The organism is Pseudogracilibacillus sp. ICA-222130 (genome assembly GCF_037892545.1).
Taxonomy (GTDB): domain Bacteria; phylum Bacillota; class Bacilli; order Bacillales; family Amphibacillaceae; genus Pseudogracilibacillus.
Genome location: NZ_JBBKBG010000015.1, coordinates 24,031 through 40,672 on the forward strand (window position 1 = coordinate 24,031; position 16,642 = coordinate 40,672).

Annotated in this window: 13 protein-coding genes; 12 read left to right on the forward strand and 1 reads right to left on the reverse strand. The window is 35.6% G+C overall.

The window, feature by feature from the left end; genetic code table 11:
• Window positions 1–133: 133 nt before the first annotated feature.
• Genes WKT09_RS07785 through WKT09_RS07825 form a run of 9 tightly spaced genes read left to right on the forward strand, consistent with a single transcriptional unit; the run spans window position 134 to window position 10,438 of the window.
• Window positions 134–1,090 carry an aspartate carbamoyltransferase catalytic subunit gene (locus tag WKT09_RS07785; RefSeq protein ID WP_340415500.1) on the forward strand — a complete coding sequence of 319 codons (957 nt, stop codon included), beginning with the start codon at window positions 134–136 and terminating at the stop codon, window positions 1,088–1,090.
• Window positions 1,017–2,300 (forward strand): dihydroorotase, encoded by a 1,284-nt coding sequence (locus WKT09_RS07790; RefSeq protein ID WP_340415501.1) that lies wholly within the window; start codon window positions 1,017–1,019, stop codon window positions 2,298–2,300. Before WKT09_RS07785 ends, WKT09_RS07790 begins: the two co-directional genes overlap by 74 nt.
• Entirely contained in the window at window positions 2,293–3,390 is a 1,098-nt protein-coding gene (locus tag WKT09_RS07795; protein WP_340415502.1) for a carbamoyl phosphate synthase small subunit, read from the forward strand. Before WKT09_RS07790 ends, WKT09_RS07795 begins: the two co-directional genes overlap by 8 nt.
• Window positions 3,383–6,577 (forward strand): carbamoyl-phosphate synthase large subunit, encoded by a 3,195-nt coding sequence (carB, locus tag WKT09_RS07800; RefSeq protein ID WP_340415503.1) that lies wholly within the window; start codon window positions 3,383–3,385, stop codon window positions 6,575–6,577. The genes WKT09_RS07795 and carB overlap by 8 nt, the downstream gene beginning before the upstream one ends.
• A 2-nt stretch (window positions 6,578–6,579) precedes the next feature.
• Window positions 6,580–7,338 carry a dihydroorotate dehydrogenase electron transfer subunit gene (locus WKT09_RS07805; protein ID WP_340415504.1) on the forward strand — a complete coding sequence of 253 codons (759 nt, stop codon included), beginning with the start codon at window positions 6,580–6,582 and terminating at the stop codon, window positions 7,336–7,338.
• Entirely contained in the window at window positions 7,338–8,252 is a 915-nt protein-coding gene (locus WKT09_RS07810; protein ID WP_340415505.1) for a dihydroorotate dehydrogenase, read from the forward strand. The genes WKT09_RS07805 and WKT09_RS07810 overlap by 1 nt, the downstream gene beginning before the upstream one ends.
• Window positions 8,245–8,952 (forward strand): orotidine-5'-phosphate decarboxylase, encoded by a 708-nt coding sequence (gene pyrF, locus WKT09_RS07815; protein ID WP_340415506.1) that lies wholly within the window; start codon window positions 8,245–8,247, stop codon window positions 8,950–8,952. The genes WKT09_RS07810 and pyrF overlap by 8 nt, the downstream gene beginning before the upstream one ends.
• Window positions 8,936–9,550, forward strand: a complete 615-nt coding sequence (gene pyrE / locus WKT09_RS07820) for an orotate phosphoribosyltransferase (RefSeq protein ID WP_340415507.1) — start codon at window positions 8,936–8,938, stop codon at window positions 9,548–9,550. Before pyrF ends, pyrE begins: the two co-directional genes overlap by 17 nt.
• Window positions 9,551–9,577: 27 nt before the next feature.
• Window positions 9,578–10,438, forward strand: coding sequence for a LysR family transcriptional regulator (locus WKT09_RS07825; protein ID WP_336265786.1), 861 nt, complete (start codon window positions 9,578–9,580; stop codon window positions 10,436–10,438).
• Window positions 10,439–10,962: 524 nt separating this feature from the next.
• Here WKT09_RS07825 and WKT09_RS07830 read toward each other — a convergent pair.
• The gene (locus WKT09_RS07830) at window positions 10,963–12,699 is read right to left on the reverse strand and encodes an Rqc2 family fibronectin-binding protein (RefSeq protein WP_340415508.1); all 1,737 of its coding nucleotides are present in this window, start codon (window positions 12,697–12,699) and stop codon (window positions 10,963–10,965) included.
• A gap of 49 nt (window positions 12,700–12,748) precedes the next feature.
• Between WKT09_RS07830 and WKT09_RS07835 the strand changes: the two genes are divergently transcribed.
• From WKT09_RS07835 to remA, 3 genes are all read left to right on the forward strand, one after another.
• The gene (locus WKT09_RS07835; RefSeq protein WP_340415509.1) at window positions 12,749–15,367 is read left to right on the forward strand and encodes a cation-translocating P-type ATPase; all 2,619 of its coding nucleotides are present in this window, start codon (window positions 12,749–12,751) and stop codon (window positions 15,365–15,367) included.
• An 86-nt stretch (window positions 15,368–15,453) separates the two neighbouring features.
• On the forward strand, window positions 15,454–16,335 hold the full coding sequence (locus WKT09_RS07840) for a YicC/YloC family endoribonuclease (protein WP_340415510.1): 882 nt from the start codon (window positions 15,454–15,456) through the stop codon (window positions 16,333–16,335).
• A gap of 33 nt (window positions 16,336–16,368) precedes the next feature.
• Window positions 16,369–16,629 (forward strand): extracellular matrix/biofilm regulator RemA, encoded by a 261-nt coding sequence (remA, locus tag WKT09_RS07845; RefSeq protein ID WP_336265782.1) that lies wholly within the window; start codon window positions 16,369–16,371, stop codon window positions 16,627–16,629.
• Window positions 16,630–16,642 lie beyond the last annotated feature (13 nt).

A 16,642-nucleotide genomic window follows, 5' to 3' on the forward strand; every position in this document is an offset into this window, starting at 1 on the left:
CAGAGAGATTTAAAAGGTGGCAATCAAACGAGATACGTATATGTAAAGATACGTATGCCTCTTTGCGACCTTTTGCAAAGAGGCATTTTTTATTGCCTAGGTACATCTTACATGAACAGAGAGGATGTCATTCATGAAACACTTTTTATCTGTAGAACATATGACAAAAGAGGAAATTATTGCTTTGTTAGAGATGGCGGAAAAATATCGCCAAGATGAATACGAGTTAACGAAACAACTATTTAGTGCAAATTTATTTTTTGAACCTAGCACAAGAACAAAAATGAGTTTTATTGTTGCGGAGCGCAGATTAGGTATAGAAGCATTAGAATTTAATTCCGAAAACTCAAGTATGAAAAAAGGCGAGACGTTATATGATACAGCAAAAACATTTGAAGCAATTGGGGCGGATGTGCTCGTCATTCGTCATGAAAGTGATGACTGGGCAGATGAATTAAAAGATAGAATGAATGTACCGATTGTGAATGCAGGTGCAGGGAAAAAAGACCATCCGACACAAAGTTTATTAGATGCTATTACGATATATCAAGAATTCGGTTCTTTTGATGGATTAAATATCGTTATTGCAGGGGATATAAAACATAGTCGTGTCGCTCGTTCGAATGCACAAATGTTAACAAAGTTAGGAGCAAATGTATATTTTACAGGTGCACCAGATTTTATGGATGACAGTTTAGCCTATCCATATGTAACGATGGATGAAGCAATTGAAATGAGTGATGTACTTATGTTGTTACGAATTCAACATGAACGTCATGATCAATTTTCAAGTTCAACCGTCAATTACAATGAACATTATGGGCTAACAATGGAAAGAGAAAAGAAAATGAAAGAACATGCAATTGTATTACACCCTGGACCAGTCAATCGAGGGGTAGAAATAGATACGACATTAGTAGAATGTGAGCGTTCAAGAATCTTTAAGCAAATGTCGAATGGCGTATATGTAAGAATGGCAGTATTAACAACACAACTATTAAAATGGGGGATTATTCATGAACATGATATTAAAAAACGCAACAGTACTTTCAGGGGACAATCATTTACAAAAATGCGATCTGTTAATTGAAGGAGATACGATTAAACAAATTGCTCCAGAAATAAATATGGAAGTAGAAAGAGTTGTTGATTGTACAGGAAAGTTAGTGACACCGGGATTTATTGATGTTCATATTCATTTACGCGAACCAGGCGGGGAACATAAAGAAACGATTAAAACAGGTACAGAAGCAGCAGCTCGTGGTGGATATACGACGGTTTGTTCAATGCCTAATACAAACCCAGTACCAGATAGTGTAGAAGAGGTAGAAAGGTTATTTGACCGTATTAAGAAAGATGCTGTCATTCGCGTGTTGCCATATGCAGCAATTACGAAAGGATTAAAAGGAGAAGAACGAACAGATATTTCAGCATTAAGTAAAACAGACATTTTTGCTTTTACAGATGATGGAGTTGGTATCCAAACGGCGGGTCAAATGTTAGAGGCGATGCAAGAAGCGGCAGCAAATGACCGTGCAATTGTGGCACATTGTGAAGATAACTCGATTCTTTATGGAGGAGCAGTACATGAAGGGAATGTGAGTAAACGTTTAGGTTTACCAGGTATTTTAAATGCATGTGAATCCGTACAAATTGCACGTGATGTATTATTAGCAGAAACTGCAAATTGTCATTACCATGTTTGTCACGTAAGTACGAAGGAATCTGTCCGTGTCATTCGTGATGCAAAAAGAGCTGGGATTCGTGTAACAGCAGAAGTAAGTCCGCATCACTTATTATTAACAGAAGATGATATTAAAGAAGATAATGCTGATTGGAAAATGAATCCACCTTTACGTGCAAAAGCTGATAGAGATGCATTATTAGAAGGTTTACTTGACGGCACAATTGATTTTGTCGCGACAGACCATGCGCCACACGCTGCAGATGAAAAAGCGGTAGGTATGGCTAAGGCTCCATTCGGTATTGTCGGTTTAGAAACAGCATTTCCGTTATTGTACACACATTTAGTAAAAACCGGAAAAATGACATTACAACATCTAGTGGATGCTTTTACACGTTTACCAGCAGAAGTATTTCATATGCCATACGGGACATTAGAAGAAGGAAAAGTGGCAGATATTACCTTAGTGGATTTAGATAAAGAAATGGTTATTGACAGAAAAGATTTTGTATCTAAAAGTAAAAATACTCCTTTTGATGGATGGGAAGTTGTAGGTATTCCAGTAATGACGATCGCAGCAGGAAAAGTCGTATATGAGGATGGTAAAGATGACTAAAAGAAAATTAATTTTAGAAGATGGAACAACTTTTGTTGGAGAAGCTTTCGGAAGTGAATGTGTCACAGAAGGAGAAGTTATTTTCAATACAGGAATGACTGGATACCAAGAAATTATGACAGATCCAAACTATTTAGGACATATTGCTGTAATGACATATCCTTCTATCGGATCTTATGGAATAAATCGTGATGACTTTGAATCTATTACACCATTTATAAATGGAATTATTACGAAAGAAGTAAATGATGAACCATCAAACTTCAGAAGTGAGGAAACATTAGACTCTTTTATGAAAAGATATCAAATACCTGGAATCGCTGGGATTGATACACGTATGTTAACGAGATTGCTACGCGATAAAGGCTCTATGCGTGGAATGATTACAGATGCATCTACAACATTTGAGTCTGTTCAAGAAGTGCTAGAAAAAGAAGAAAAGAGCTTACTTGTTGAGAAAACATCCATTACAAAGCCGTATATCGTACCAGGTGAAGGTGCAAGAGTCGTTATGATTGATTTAGGAATGAAACAAACGATTCTACATGAATTAACGAATTTACAATGTCATGTGACAGTAGTTCCGTATCATACAAGTGCGGAGGATATTTTACGTTTCAAACCAGATGGGGTTCTATTATCAAATGGACCTGGAAATCCAACATTTGTACAAACGACGAGGGAAACAGTTCATGCTTTGTTAGGGAAGATTCCTATTTTCGGCATAGGATTGGGACATCAAATATTTGCGCAAGCATGTGGGGCAAACATTACAAAATTAAAACACGGAAATTACGGAAATAGTTTTCCAGTGAAAGATTTAACGATCGATAAAACATGGATTACGACACAGAGCCGTCAATACCACGTAGAGGAAGCTTCGATAGAAAATACAGATTTAACTATTACATTTCGTTCCTTAAATGATGATACGGTGGAAGGTTTAAGACATAAAAAGTATGATGCTTTTTCTGTACAATTTAATCCAGAAGGAGCACCAGGTTCTAACGATACAAAATATTTATTCGAACAATTTATTCAAATGATGAAACAAAACAGGGTAAAAAATGGAGGCCAACAACATGCCTAGAAATGAAAACATTGAAAAGATCTTAGTCATTGGTTCAGGACCAATTGTAATCGGACAAGCGGCGGAATTTGATTATTCTGGAACTCAAGCTTGTCATGCTTTAAAAGAAGAAGGATATGAAGTTATTTTAGCAAATTCGAATCCAGCAACAATCATGACAGACTTTACAGTCGCAGATAAAGTATATATGGAACCACTTACTGTTGAATTTTTAAGTAAAATTATTCGTAAGGAGCGTCCTTGTGCAATATTACCAACATTAGGTGGTCAAACAGGGTTAAACTTAGCAATAGCATTAGATGAATCAGGGATTTTAGAACAATTCAATGTACAACTTTTAGGTACTTCATTAGAAGCGATTGAAAAAGCGGAGGACCGTGAAAAGTTCCGTTCATTAATGGAGGAATTAAATGAACCAGTACCTCCAAGTGATATCGTAAATACGGTAGAAGCAGCAGTACATTTTGCAGAAGAAATCGGTTATCCTGTTATCGTTCGTCCAGCATTTACTTTAGGTGGTACAGGTGGTGGAATGTGTGATAGCCGGGAAGAATTAGAACATATTGTTAAAAATGGTTTAGCATTATCACCTGTAAATCAATGTTTAATAGAAAAAAGTATTGCAGGTTTTAAAGAAATTGAATATGAAGTTATTCGTGATAAAAAGGATCAAGCAATAGTCGTTTGTAACATGGAAAATATTGATCCAGTGGGGATTCATACAGGGGATTCGATCGTTGTAGCTCCGTCTGTGACATTATCAGATAAAGAGTATCAAATGTTGCGTCGGGTTTCATTGAAATTAATACGTGCATTAGAAATTGAAGGTGGGTGTAACGTACAATTAGCGTTAGATCCTCATAGTTTCCAGTATTATATTATTGAAGTGAATCCACGTGTAAGTCGTTCATCTGCGTTAGCTTCCAAAGCGACAGGGTACCCAATTGCTAAAATTGCCGCTAAAATTGCAGTCGGATTAACATTAGATGAAATTAAAAATCCAATTACAGAAACGACCTATGCTTGTTTTGAGCCTCAATTAGATTATGTAGTGACAAAATTCCCGCGTTTTCCATTTGATAAATTTACATCCGGAGACCGTAAATTAGGAACACAGATGAAAGCGACAGGAGAAATTATGGCGATTGGACGAAACCTTGAGGAATCTTTCTTAAAAGGTGTTCGTTCATTAGAAGTAGGAAATGGAGACTTTCATTTAACTAAATTAAATGATGTGGCACAGGATGTATTATTAACACGAGTTGTAAAAGCAGATGACGAAAGAATGTTCGTCTTAGCTGAATTATTACGCCGTGGAATGACAATTGAAGAAATACATGCATTAACGAAAATTGATTTCCTTTTCTTACGTAAAATTAAACATATTATTGATTTAGAAGAACAATTAAAAGAAGCAAAATTTGATCAGGAAATGGTTGAACGAGTGAAACGTTACGGATTTTCAGATACGCAAATTGCACGTGTATGGGGCGTGGAGGAAGAAGAGGTATATGAATTCCGTAAACAACATCAAATTCTACCTGTATACAAAATGGTCGACACATGTGCAGCGGCATACGAATCAAAGGCGCCATATTTTTACAGTACGTATGAACAGGAAAATGAGTCTGTAAAAACAGAGCGAGAAAAAGTACTCGTTTTAGGTTCTGGGCCAATTCGAATCGGACAAGGAATTGAATTTGACTATGCGACAGTACATTCTGTTTTAGCGATACAAGAAATGGGTTATGAAGCGATTATTATGAATAATAACCCTGAAACAGTATCAACCGATTTTTCTATTTCGGATAAGTTATATTTTGAACCATTAACATTAGAAGATGTCATGCACGTAGTGGAATTAGAACAACCATTAGGTGTAATCGTTCAGTTTGGTGGTCAAACAGCAATCAACTTAGCGGCAGGTTTAAAAGCACGTGGTGTGAATATTCTAGGTACAAGCTTAGAAGCAATTGACCGTGCGGAAGACCGTGAAAAGTTTGAAGCTTTATTAGAAAAATTAAACTTAATTCGTCCAAATGGAAAAGCAGTAACAAAAAAAGAAATCGTTGTAGAGACAGCGAATCATATTGGCTACCCTGTTTTAGTTCGACCGTCTTATGTGATTGGTGGAAGTCAAATGGAAATTGTCTATAACGATGAGGAATTAAACAATTATTTAAATAAAGTAACGACCATTAATCCTGATAAACCATTATTAATCGATCAATATATAACAGGGATCGAAGTGGATATTGATGCCATTAGCGATGGAGAGACGACATTTGTTCCGGGGATTATGGAACATATCGAACGATCAGGTGTGCACTCAGGAGACTCGATTGCCGTATATCCACCACAACGTTTAAGCGATGCGGTGAAACAAAAATGTTTAGAAGCGACAGATAAAATAGCGAAAGAATTAAACGTAGTTGGATTATTAAACATCCAGTTTATTATTAAAGAGGAAGATGTGTATGTAATTGAAGTGAACCCAAGAGCATCACGTACGATTCCTTTCTTAAGTAAAATTACTGGTGTAACGATGGCTAATATTGCTACCCGTGCAATTTTAGGTGAAAAACTAGCAAATAAAGGATTAAAAACGGAAATCTTACCAGAATGTGAAAATGTGTATGTAAAATTACCGGTGTTCTCCTTTGAGAAATTACGTAGTGTTGATACGACACTTGGGCCTGAAATGAAATCAACAGGGGAAGCAATTGGTTATGACAAAACATTAGAAAAGGCATTATATAAAGGCCTAATCGCTTCAGGCTTAAAGATTCCACATGAAGGTTCTGTATTAATGACAGTGGCAGATAAAGATAAACAGGAAGCATTTGAGATTGCCGAACGTTTTCATGACTTAGGTTTCCAAATTTATGCGACAGAAGGTACAGCGAAATATCTACAAAATGAAGGACTACGTGTAACGGCAGTAGATAAAATTGGAAGTATAGATACGAATGTACTTTCCCTTATTACGAATGGAGAAGTCCAATTTGTTATCAATACTTTAACATCTGGAAAACAAACACGCTCAGACGGATTTAGAATTCGTCGGGAAGCCGTTGAACATGGTATTATTAGTTTAACGAACTTAGATACAGCAGAAGCGATTGTCAATGTGATTGAATCCACAACATTTAGTGCGAACAGAATGGTAGATAAAGGGGCATTATAAGCATGATAAAAAAAGAAACGATGAAAATCATTTCAATTAATGTAATTGCCAAAGAAACAGTAGAAATGGTTTTACAAAATGAGTATATTAGTGAAAATGCAGCTCCAGGACAATTTTTGCATATCTCCGTATCGGGATGTACGTTAAGACGGCCGCTATCCATTGCGGCTGTGAACCGTACTGCTATGACGGTAACCATTTTATTTAAAATAATTGGAAAAGGTACGAAACGATTAAGTGAATACGTCGAAGGGGAAACGGTTGATGTGTTGGGACCTGCTGGAAATGGATTTCCTTTAAAAAACTTGTCGAAAAAGGATAAAGTTTTATTAATCGGTGGAGGTATTGGTGTCCCACCGTTATATTTTTTAGGATGTACATTGAAAGAGTTGGGGTATGATGTACAAGCAGTAATTGGTTTTCAATCGAAAGATTTTGTCTTTTATGAAGAACGATTTAAAAAATTGGGCGAAACAATCGTTGTAACGAATGATGGTTCTTACGGTGAAAAAGGTTTTGTTACAGATATGGTTGATAAAATAACTTCATTTGATCGTTATTATTCTTGCGGTCCAGCTCCGATGCTGAAAGCTGTAACGAATACATTTCAAGATAAGGAAGGATACTTATCTTTTGAAGAGCGTATGGGATGTGGTATTGGGGCATGTTATGCGTGTATCATACCGACAAACGATGGCTCCAATTATAAGAAGATTTGTCAAGATGGTCCAGTATTTCGTGCAGAAGAGGTGAGTTTATAATGGATTTATCTGTATCATTACCAGGTTTGGAACTAAAAAATCCGATCATGCCTGCTTCAGGTTGTTTCGGGTTTGGGAGAGAGTATAGTCAGTTTTATGACTTAAGTAAGCTTGGTGCAGTCATTATGAAAGCAGCGACTGGAAAGGAACGATTAGGAAATCCAACACCTCGTGTAGCAGAAACGGCTTCAGGTATGTTGAACGCAATTGGGTTACAAAATCCAGGCGTAGAAAAAATTGTGGAAACAGAAATTCCCTTTTTAAGTAAATTTCATATACCGATTATCGCTAATGTTTCAGGTAGTACGATGGAAGAATATGTGAATGTTGCAACCGTTCTAAATGAAGCTGAAGATTTACGGGCGATTGAACTAAATATTTCTTGTCCAAATGTAAAAGAGGGAGGAATTCAGTTCGGAATCGACCCTCATATGGCCGCTACAGTAACAGAAAAAGTGAAGCAGGCGAGTAATGTACCGGTTTATGTCAAATTATCTCCCAATGTAACGAATATTGTGGATATGGCAAAAGCGATTGAAGCCGCTGGAGCTGACGGTTTATCCATGATCAATACATTAACTGGCATGCAAATTCATTTGCCAACACGTAAACCAGTAATTGCGAATAAAACAGGGGGCTTATCCGGTCCAGCTATTAAACCAGTGGCAATTCGGATGATTTACGAAGTGAAACAACATGTAAACATTCCGATTATTGGAATGGGCGGAATTGAAACCGCAGAAGATGTGTTAGAATTTTTACTTGCAGGTGCAGATGCAGTAGCAGTGGGGACAGCAAATTTTCAAAATCCATTTGTATGCCCAGAAATTATTGATGCATTACCTAAAGTATTAGAAACATATGGATTTTCATCCGTAAAAGAAGCAACTGGAGGAGCGCACAAGCATGAATAATGGAATGTATTTAGCGTTAGACTTTCCGACGTGGGAAATGTCCAAACAATTTTTAGAAGAAAATAATTTGCATGAAGTTCCAGTGAAAGTAGGTATGGAACTTTTTTATCGCGAAGGTATGTATGTTATTGAAGAATTGAAAAAAAGAAATCATCCAATATTTTTAGATTTAAAATTACATGATATTCCAACGACGGTCATGCGTGCAATGAAAAACTTAGCACATGCGGAAGTAGATCTTGTGAATGTACATGCAATCGGTGGAAGTGAAATGATTAAACGCGCTAAAGAAGGATTAACGAGTGTGCATGATAAAACGAAATTAATTGCCGTTACCATTTTAACGTCGATGGATGAAATGGAAATGTCACGTGACTTACGTTTACCGAACAATATTAATGATAATGTGTTACACTTATCTACGTTAGCTAAACAAAGTGGTGCAGATGGTGTCGTTTGTTCGGTACATGAAGTACGAGCGATTAAAGAGGCTTGCTCCAATGAATTTTTAACGGTAACACCTGGTATTCGTCTAATGAATTCAAAAGATGATGATCAAAAACGAGTTGCAACACCAGCGATGGCAAAAGAACTAAATTCGGATTATATCGTAATAGGAAGAAGTATTACAAAGGCAGAGCAGCCGTTTGCTGCATATAAGCAAGCGTTGGAGGAGTGGGAACATGGAATTACAAAATAAAGTAGCGAGAGCATTGTTAGAAATTGAAGCAGTTCAAATTAAAACAGATGGGTACTTTACTTGGACATCAGGGATTCAGTCGCCAATTTATTGTGATAACCGTCTAACGATGTCATATCCTGAAATTCGAACACAAATTGCGAAAGCTTTTGCAGAAAAATTGGTGGAATTAAATATGACACCGGATGTGATTGCAGGTTGTGCTACAGCTGGAATCCCCCATGCGGCTTGGCTTGCAGATGAATTAAATGTTCCAATGGCATATGTTCGTTCAAAACCAAAAGGACACGGGAAAGGAAATCAAATTGAGGGAAAGGTTGAAAAGGGTCAAAAAATTATAGTAATTGAAGACTTAATTTCTACTGGTGGCTCCTCTATTGATGTGGCAAATGTGTTACGTGAAGAAGGGGCAGATGTCCTAGGCGTGTTTGCTATCTTCACTTATGGATTACAAAAAGCAGTGGAACGATTCAAGCAAGAAGATTTATTTATGGATACAATCACAAATTTCGATCATTTATTAGACGTTTTACAAGAAGATGGTAAAATAAATAGTGAGGATACATCTCGCTTATTAAAATGGCGTGATCAATTATAAAATACGATAGTAAAGTAGTGGTATGAAATGAAAATTGATGATTATGAATTACTTATCCAATTAAATAAAATCGGAACGGTTCGGGGAACAGCAAAGGCAGTGTTAATTTCACAACCGGCAGTCTCACAAAGATTGAAATATATTGAGGAGTATTTTGGTGAACAAATTTTTATCCGTACATCAAAACGTTTAAAATTAACACCGAGTGGTGAAATCATTTTAAAACATGCTCAAGAAGTGGTAGAACGTGAAACGGAAATAAAAAATACATTAGCTGCATCTAGCATTGAAGTACGTGGTACGTTATCCATTGCTTGCTCATCATTGATTAGTCAACGATATTTACCAACGATTTTGGCAAAGTTTACAAAGAAGTTCCCATTAGTATCTATTGATTTAGTAACTGGGATGAGTGAAAATATAAAACGTGATTTTAATAAATACCACATTACAATCGTACGTGGTGAAAAAATTAAAGATAGCACATCTGTATTATTGTTTAAAGATCCACTTTATATTTTTGATACAGAGCCATTTGAAAATAAAGAAGTGAAAAATCGCCCACTTATTTCATTCAAAAGTGATGACGATTTGCATGAGTTGATGAATCATTGGTTATTTTATCGTCAAGATCAAATCCAACCGATTCAAAAAATTAGTGTGGATCAAATTGAAACATGTAAGCAATTTATGAAGCAAGGACTCGGTATGGCTATTTTACCGAAAAGTATTTCGAATAATTTAATGAATCAATATGCGCATTTACCATTAGAGATTGAAGGAGAGCCGATTACACGTGATACATGGCTTTGCTATCAACCTGGTATGCGTAATTTACCACAAGTAAATAGTTTTATTGATTTGTTTTTAAGTGAAGAATTTGAATAAATATAGTTTAGCGAAAAATAACCTAGTTTCAACTCTAATCATATAAAGATGTTTCTACAATGAATAGGGTTGTGGCAGAAATGATATGCTCCCATTAAGGTAGAAAGATTAAAAAAACAAAACATCTGATTACTTTAGGGGGGCTTTTTCGGCTCTACCATATATGGTGTTGGTGGAAATCCACTGGCACCTTTTTTCTGTTATCAAAATAGAAAAAAAGTGAATGTCCCTTTATAATAAAATATTTGGATCGAAGCATTCGATCCATTATAGGAAGAAAGATGGGATATAAAAAGAATCACCCATCTATGTAGCTTAAGTTACATAGATGGGTGTCTCAAATCTTGCAATAGAAACATCAAATAAGAAAATATTCATATCTTCCTGTCAAATGAAGTTTTGCTAAGCAAACGTACGGCAAGACGGAGGCGCAGAAGGAAGCTAAGTATATTTCAGTAGTGATATAATGATACACAATGATCTACTTGAGCATCGTAAAGCAACGACAGATCTCATTTAGATAATCACTTCACTTTTAATTGTTTTATAGTTGATTCTACTGGTGTAACGTGAATGGTTTTTTGATCTGTATATGTGACAAATCCAGGTTTACTACCAGATGGTTTTTTCACATATTTTACTTTCGTATAATCGACAGGAACACTAGCAGAAAATTGAGCCTTACTATAGTAGGCAGCAATTTGTGCTGCTTCATAAAGCGTTTCTTCACTTGGATTTGAGTCTTTAATGATCACATGTGAACCGGGAATATTTAACGTGTGTAACCATATGTCTTCACGATGTGCTAATTTATGTGTAACATATTCATTTTGTATATTATTTCGACCGACATAAATATCTGTTCCATCAGAAGAAATGAAATGTTCTGGTGTAGGTTTCTTTCTACGCTTTTGTTTTCCTTTTTGTTTTTTAATATATCCTTCTTCTCTTAGTTCCTCCCGTATATCGTCAATATCTTCATCACGAGCGGTAGCGATTTGTTGCTCAATTTCTTCTAAATATGCTATTTCTTTTTTCGTTTTCATCATTTCTGTTGCAGCAATATCTTTAGCAATTACTAATTTTCGATATTGTTTAAAGAAACGTTGAGCATTTTCACTCGGAGTTTTATCCGTTAATAATTCAATCGTCATTTCACGTTGTTCGGGATCATAATAATCTATGACCGTAACGGAAGAATCTCCCTTTTGAACGAGATGCAAATGTGCTGTTAATAATTCGCCTTGTTTTTGAAGTAGATCTGCTTTTTTCGCTTTTTTAATTGTTTTTTCATGAATGAGTAGTTTCTTTTTATTTTTCTGCAACTCATTTTTTACGATTCGTTCTAAATCTTTTGCTTGCTGTTTCACACGATCACGTTCTGCTTTATTAGAATAAAAGGCATCTAGCATCTCATGAACACTATCAAATTGTATCGTATCCCCGTTCAAATATGTGATGGGGAGTACGTGGAAATCTTCCCGGTCCTTTCGATAAATAGTTGGAACGAATTGATTGGTTCGAACCTGCGCTTGAAAGGTATCCATTGCCTTTATAAATTCCTTTTGCGCTCCTAAGTGTGCTTTGTGAACCAATTCTTTTGCTATAAATGGTGAAATACCAGTGACAATTTGAACGAGTTGTTGGTCTATTTTACCTTGATTAAAATCGAGCTTATAAACGATTTTTTCACTGGAATGTTGTAATAGGTCAATCTTTTCTTGTGATGGTGGTCGTTTATAATCGGCACCAGGTAATAATGTTCGGTAACTATTTTGATATGGTGGTACATGTTTCATACAATTAATAATTTTTGTTTCATCATCATTTAATAGAAGTATGTTACTATGGCGTCCCATAATTTCTAATATAAACGTTTTTGTAATAGGATCTCCAATTTCATTAAAACCTTTTACTTTGATGGAAACCATTCTTTCTAGGCCGTATTGTTCAATACTTTCAATAATGGCACTTTCTAAATGTTTACGAAGAACCATACAAAAAGTTGGAGGTTCATTCGGATATTGAAATTTGTCCTTCGTCAAATGAATACGAGCATAGGACGGATGAATCGATAATAACAATGTATAATTTGTTCGATTGTTACGAACCGTCATAATAATTTCGTAATTTGTCGGCTGATAAATCTTATTAATTCTTCCACCGATTAAACTTTGTTGTAAATCTTCTGTTACAGCTCGTGTAACAATTCCATCAAATGGCATTTCCTTCACCTCGTCCTCTATTATATCATTAATCATTGTCCCACTGCATATATATGAAAAAGAATGTTAGATAGGTGGGGTGTAAATGGAATGGTATAAATTACCGGTAAATGAAGTGGAACGAAAATTACATGTATTTCATAAAAGGGGGCTATTACAAACCCAAATAGATGAAAGACGAAAAAAATATGGCGAAAATTTGATGCAAGAGGCAGAAAGACCATCCATTCTTGTCTTATGGATGAAACAATTTCAAGATTTTTTGGTTCTTATTTTATTTGCTGCAACATTTATAGCTGCAATTTTAGGAGAATATATTGATGCAACAGCTATATTGTTAATTGTGTTATTAAATGGATGTATCGGTTTTTTTCAAGAAAGAAAAGCAGAACGATCATTGGAACAATTAAAAGCATTATCAGCACCTGAAATGCGTGTTCTCCGAAATGGAGAGTGGAAGACGATTCAAGCGAAGGAAGCGGTTATTGGCGATGTAGTTGCACTACGTACAGGGGATAGAGTACCAGCAGATATTCGGTTGGTTCATGTCAATGCATTACAAATCGATGAAGCAATTTTGACGGGTGAATCTGCGCCAGTACATAAACAAGAAGCAGCACTTACTCATCATGGAGAAGAAATTCATAACCAAACGAATATGGCATTTAAAAGTACGCTCGTTCGAAAAGGAAGTGGTGTTGGAATCATTGTTCGCACAGGAATGCAGACGGAAATCGGACAAGTTGCACAGCTATTAGAAAAAACAACGGTTACTACTACACCTTTGGAACGAAAACTAGCTGATTTAGGTAAAGTATTAATTTATATTGTGTTAGCTTTAACGATATTAACCGTATTAATTGGATTATATGACGGGAAACCGATGTATGATATGTTTTTAATTGGTATATCGTTGGCAGTTGCAGTCATCCCTGAAGGGTTACCAGCCATCGTCACTGTCACTTTATCTTTAGGAGTACAACGAATGTTACGTAGGAAAGTTTTAGTACGTAAACTATCATCTGTTGAAACATTAGGTTGTACGTCTGTAATCTGTACAGATAAAACAGGGACGATTACAGAAAATAAAATGGTCGTAAAAGAATTATATATGGATGGACAATATATTGCATTCGATGACCTTTTACAAAGTAGTCTACCCAAAAATATTTCTTCAAACAATGTACAACAAATGTTACAGTTTGGCGCATTATGTAATGAAGCGAGTTTACAAGTGAAACGTGGCGCTTATGTTGTAGATGGGGATCCAACAGATGGGGCAATATTAATTGCAGCGAGAAATTATGGTATCTCTTACGTAGAAGATGAAAAATACGACAAAGTGACAATGGAACCTTTCGATGTGTTAAAAAAACGAATGCATACCATTGTAGAAGGTGAAGATGGAAAAAGATATTTTATTATGAAAGGAGCACCAGAGGAAATTATTCCACGAAGTCGTTACCAGCTAGATACTGCTGGAAAAAAACGATCCGCCGACAATAGGAAGTTGCAAAAAGCGGCGGAACATATGGCAGAAAAAGCGTATCGTGTTATTGCAATTGCAATGAAAGAAATAAAAGGCTCCACAGTAGATGAAAATGATTGTATTTTTTTAGGGATGTATGGATTATTTGATCCACCTCGTAAAGGAGTGAAAAAAGCAATCGCTACATGTCGAAATGCGGGTATTCAAACGGTAATGATTACTGGAGATCATCCACTTACAGCAAGTGCGATTGCGAAAGAAGTAGGCATTGTAAACGATACTCATAATGAAGTGTTGGATGGAAAAACATTAGAACATATGTCAGATGCGAAGCTACAAGAAGTAGTTTCCAACATAAATGTATTTGCACGTGTCACTCCTACACATAAATTGCGCATTGTAGAAGCATTTCAAGCAAAAGGACATATCGTGGCAATGACAGGGGATGGGGTGAATGATGCACCAGCAATAAAACAGAGTAATATCGGAATAAGTATGGGGATTACTGGAACAGATGTAACGAAAGAAGCTTCTTCTATCGTATTAATGGATGATAATTTTATAACCTTACAGGAAGCGATCAAAGAAGGACGAAATATATATGAAAATATTCGAAAATTTATTCGCTATTTATTAACCTCGAATGTTGGAGAAATCATATTAATGTTGTTTGCAATTTTATTGTCGTATCCATTGCCACTTATCCCAGTGCAAATATTATGGGTCAATTTAGTAACGGATGGTTTACCAGCAATGGCATTAAGTATGGATAGACCAGAAAAAAATGTCATGAATGAAAAACCTCGGCATCCAAATGAACGGATTTTGTCAAGAGGATTAGGTTGGAAAATCATTTCGAGAGGATTATTAATTGGACTTGTTTCATTAATTGCTTTTATTGTCAGTTACCACATATCGAATGATATTACCTATGCAAGAACGATTGCATTTTCAACGATTATTGTTGCACAATTGATTCATGTTTTTGATTGCCGAAATGAAAGAGGGATATGGACGAGATCCCCTTTTGGTAATCTATATTTAGTAGGTGCAGTTCTTTCATCACTTGTTTTATTATTGGTCGTGTTATATGTCCCATTTTTACAACAAATTTTCCAAACGGTTCCTTTATTAAAGGGAGATTGGGGTATGATAGTGTTATTAGGGAGTATTCCTACTATTGTTAGTATTTTCACGAAACATCGCAAAAAATAACATTTCTTAAAACATTCCTTATCATCACATATTAATAGAGAATTTTCACGTAAAATTGTATAATATAAATTATTGGAGTGATGATAATGGTAATGAGTATGACAGGATACGGTATAAGTGAGTTCCATGTAGGGAATACAACTTGTACGATCGAAATAAAAACAATCAATAGTCGTTACTTAGACTTTGTTCCAAAAATGCCTCGTATATTACAGGCTTTCGAATTAGATATGAAACAACTCATTCAACGTTATTTTTTACGAGGAAGAGTGGAAGTATATGTATCGATAGCTGGAGATGCATTTATGGAAAAAGAGTTACATGTAGATGAACCATTGCTACAGGCCTATTTGAATAAGGCAACTGAGTTAATGTCATCATATGGATTGAAAAACGACCTTTCCATTCATTCCTTTATTCATCATGAAGACATTTTTTCTGTGCAAGAAAAACCTAAAAAGCTTGATGCATTTCAGGAGAAATTTTTTCATTGTATGGAAGATGTATTAAATGAAGTGAAGAGAAAACGGGAAGAAGAAGCGAACTTTTTACTCAAAGATATCATGAACCGGCTTCATACAATGAAAGATCTCGTTGAACAAATAAAAGAGCGTGCTCCCATCATCATGGAGGCGTATAAATCCCGTATTCAAGAGAGAATTGAAACTTACATAGGCGAACATATACAAATAGAAGGAACAAATGTATTGCAAGAAATTGCACTTTTAGCCGAGAAAGGCGAGATTACCGAAGAAATTACTCGCTTACAAAGTCATTTTCGACATTTCACCAATGTGTTGAAAGAAGAAGGTGCGGTTGGAAGAAAATTAGATTTTATTAATCAAGAAATACACAGGGAAATAAATACGATTGGTTCAAAGTCCATTGATCCATTGATGAGTGAATTAGTCGTTACATTAAAAAGTGAAAACGAAAAAATTAAAGAACAGGTTCAAAATATAGAATGAAACATTCATGGTATACTATTAGGGGGTGCAATTTTGGCTTTACAACTAATTAATATCGGATTTGGAAATGTTGTTTCAGCAAATCGAATCATTTCCATTGTGTCACCAGAATCAGCACCGATTAAAAGAATTGTTCAAGTAGCGAGAGAGAATAATAATTTAATTGATGCGACATATGGTAGAAGAACGAGAGCAGTCATTATTACAGATAGTTCCTATGTTATTTTATCAGCTGTACAACCTGAAACAGTTGGACAAAGAGTATTAACGCAAGATGAGATGACAGAAGACTAATTAGGAGGATACA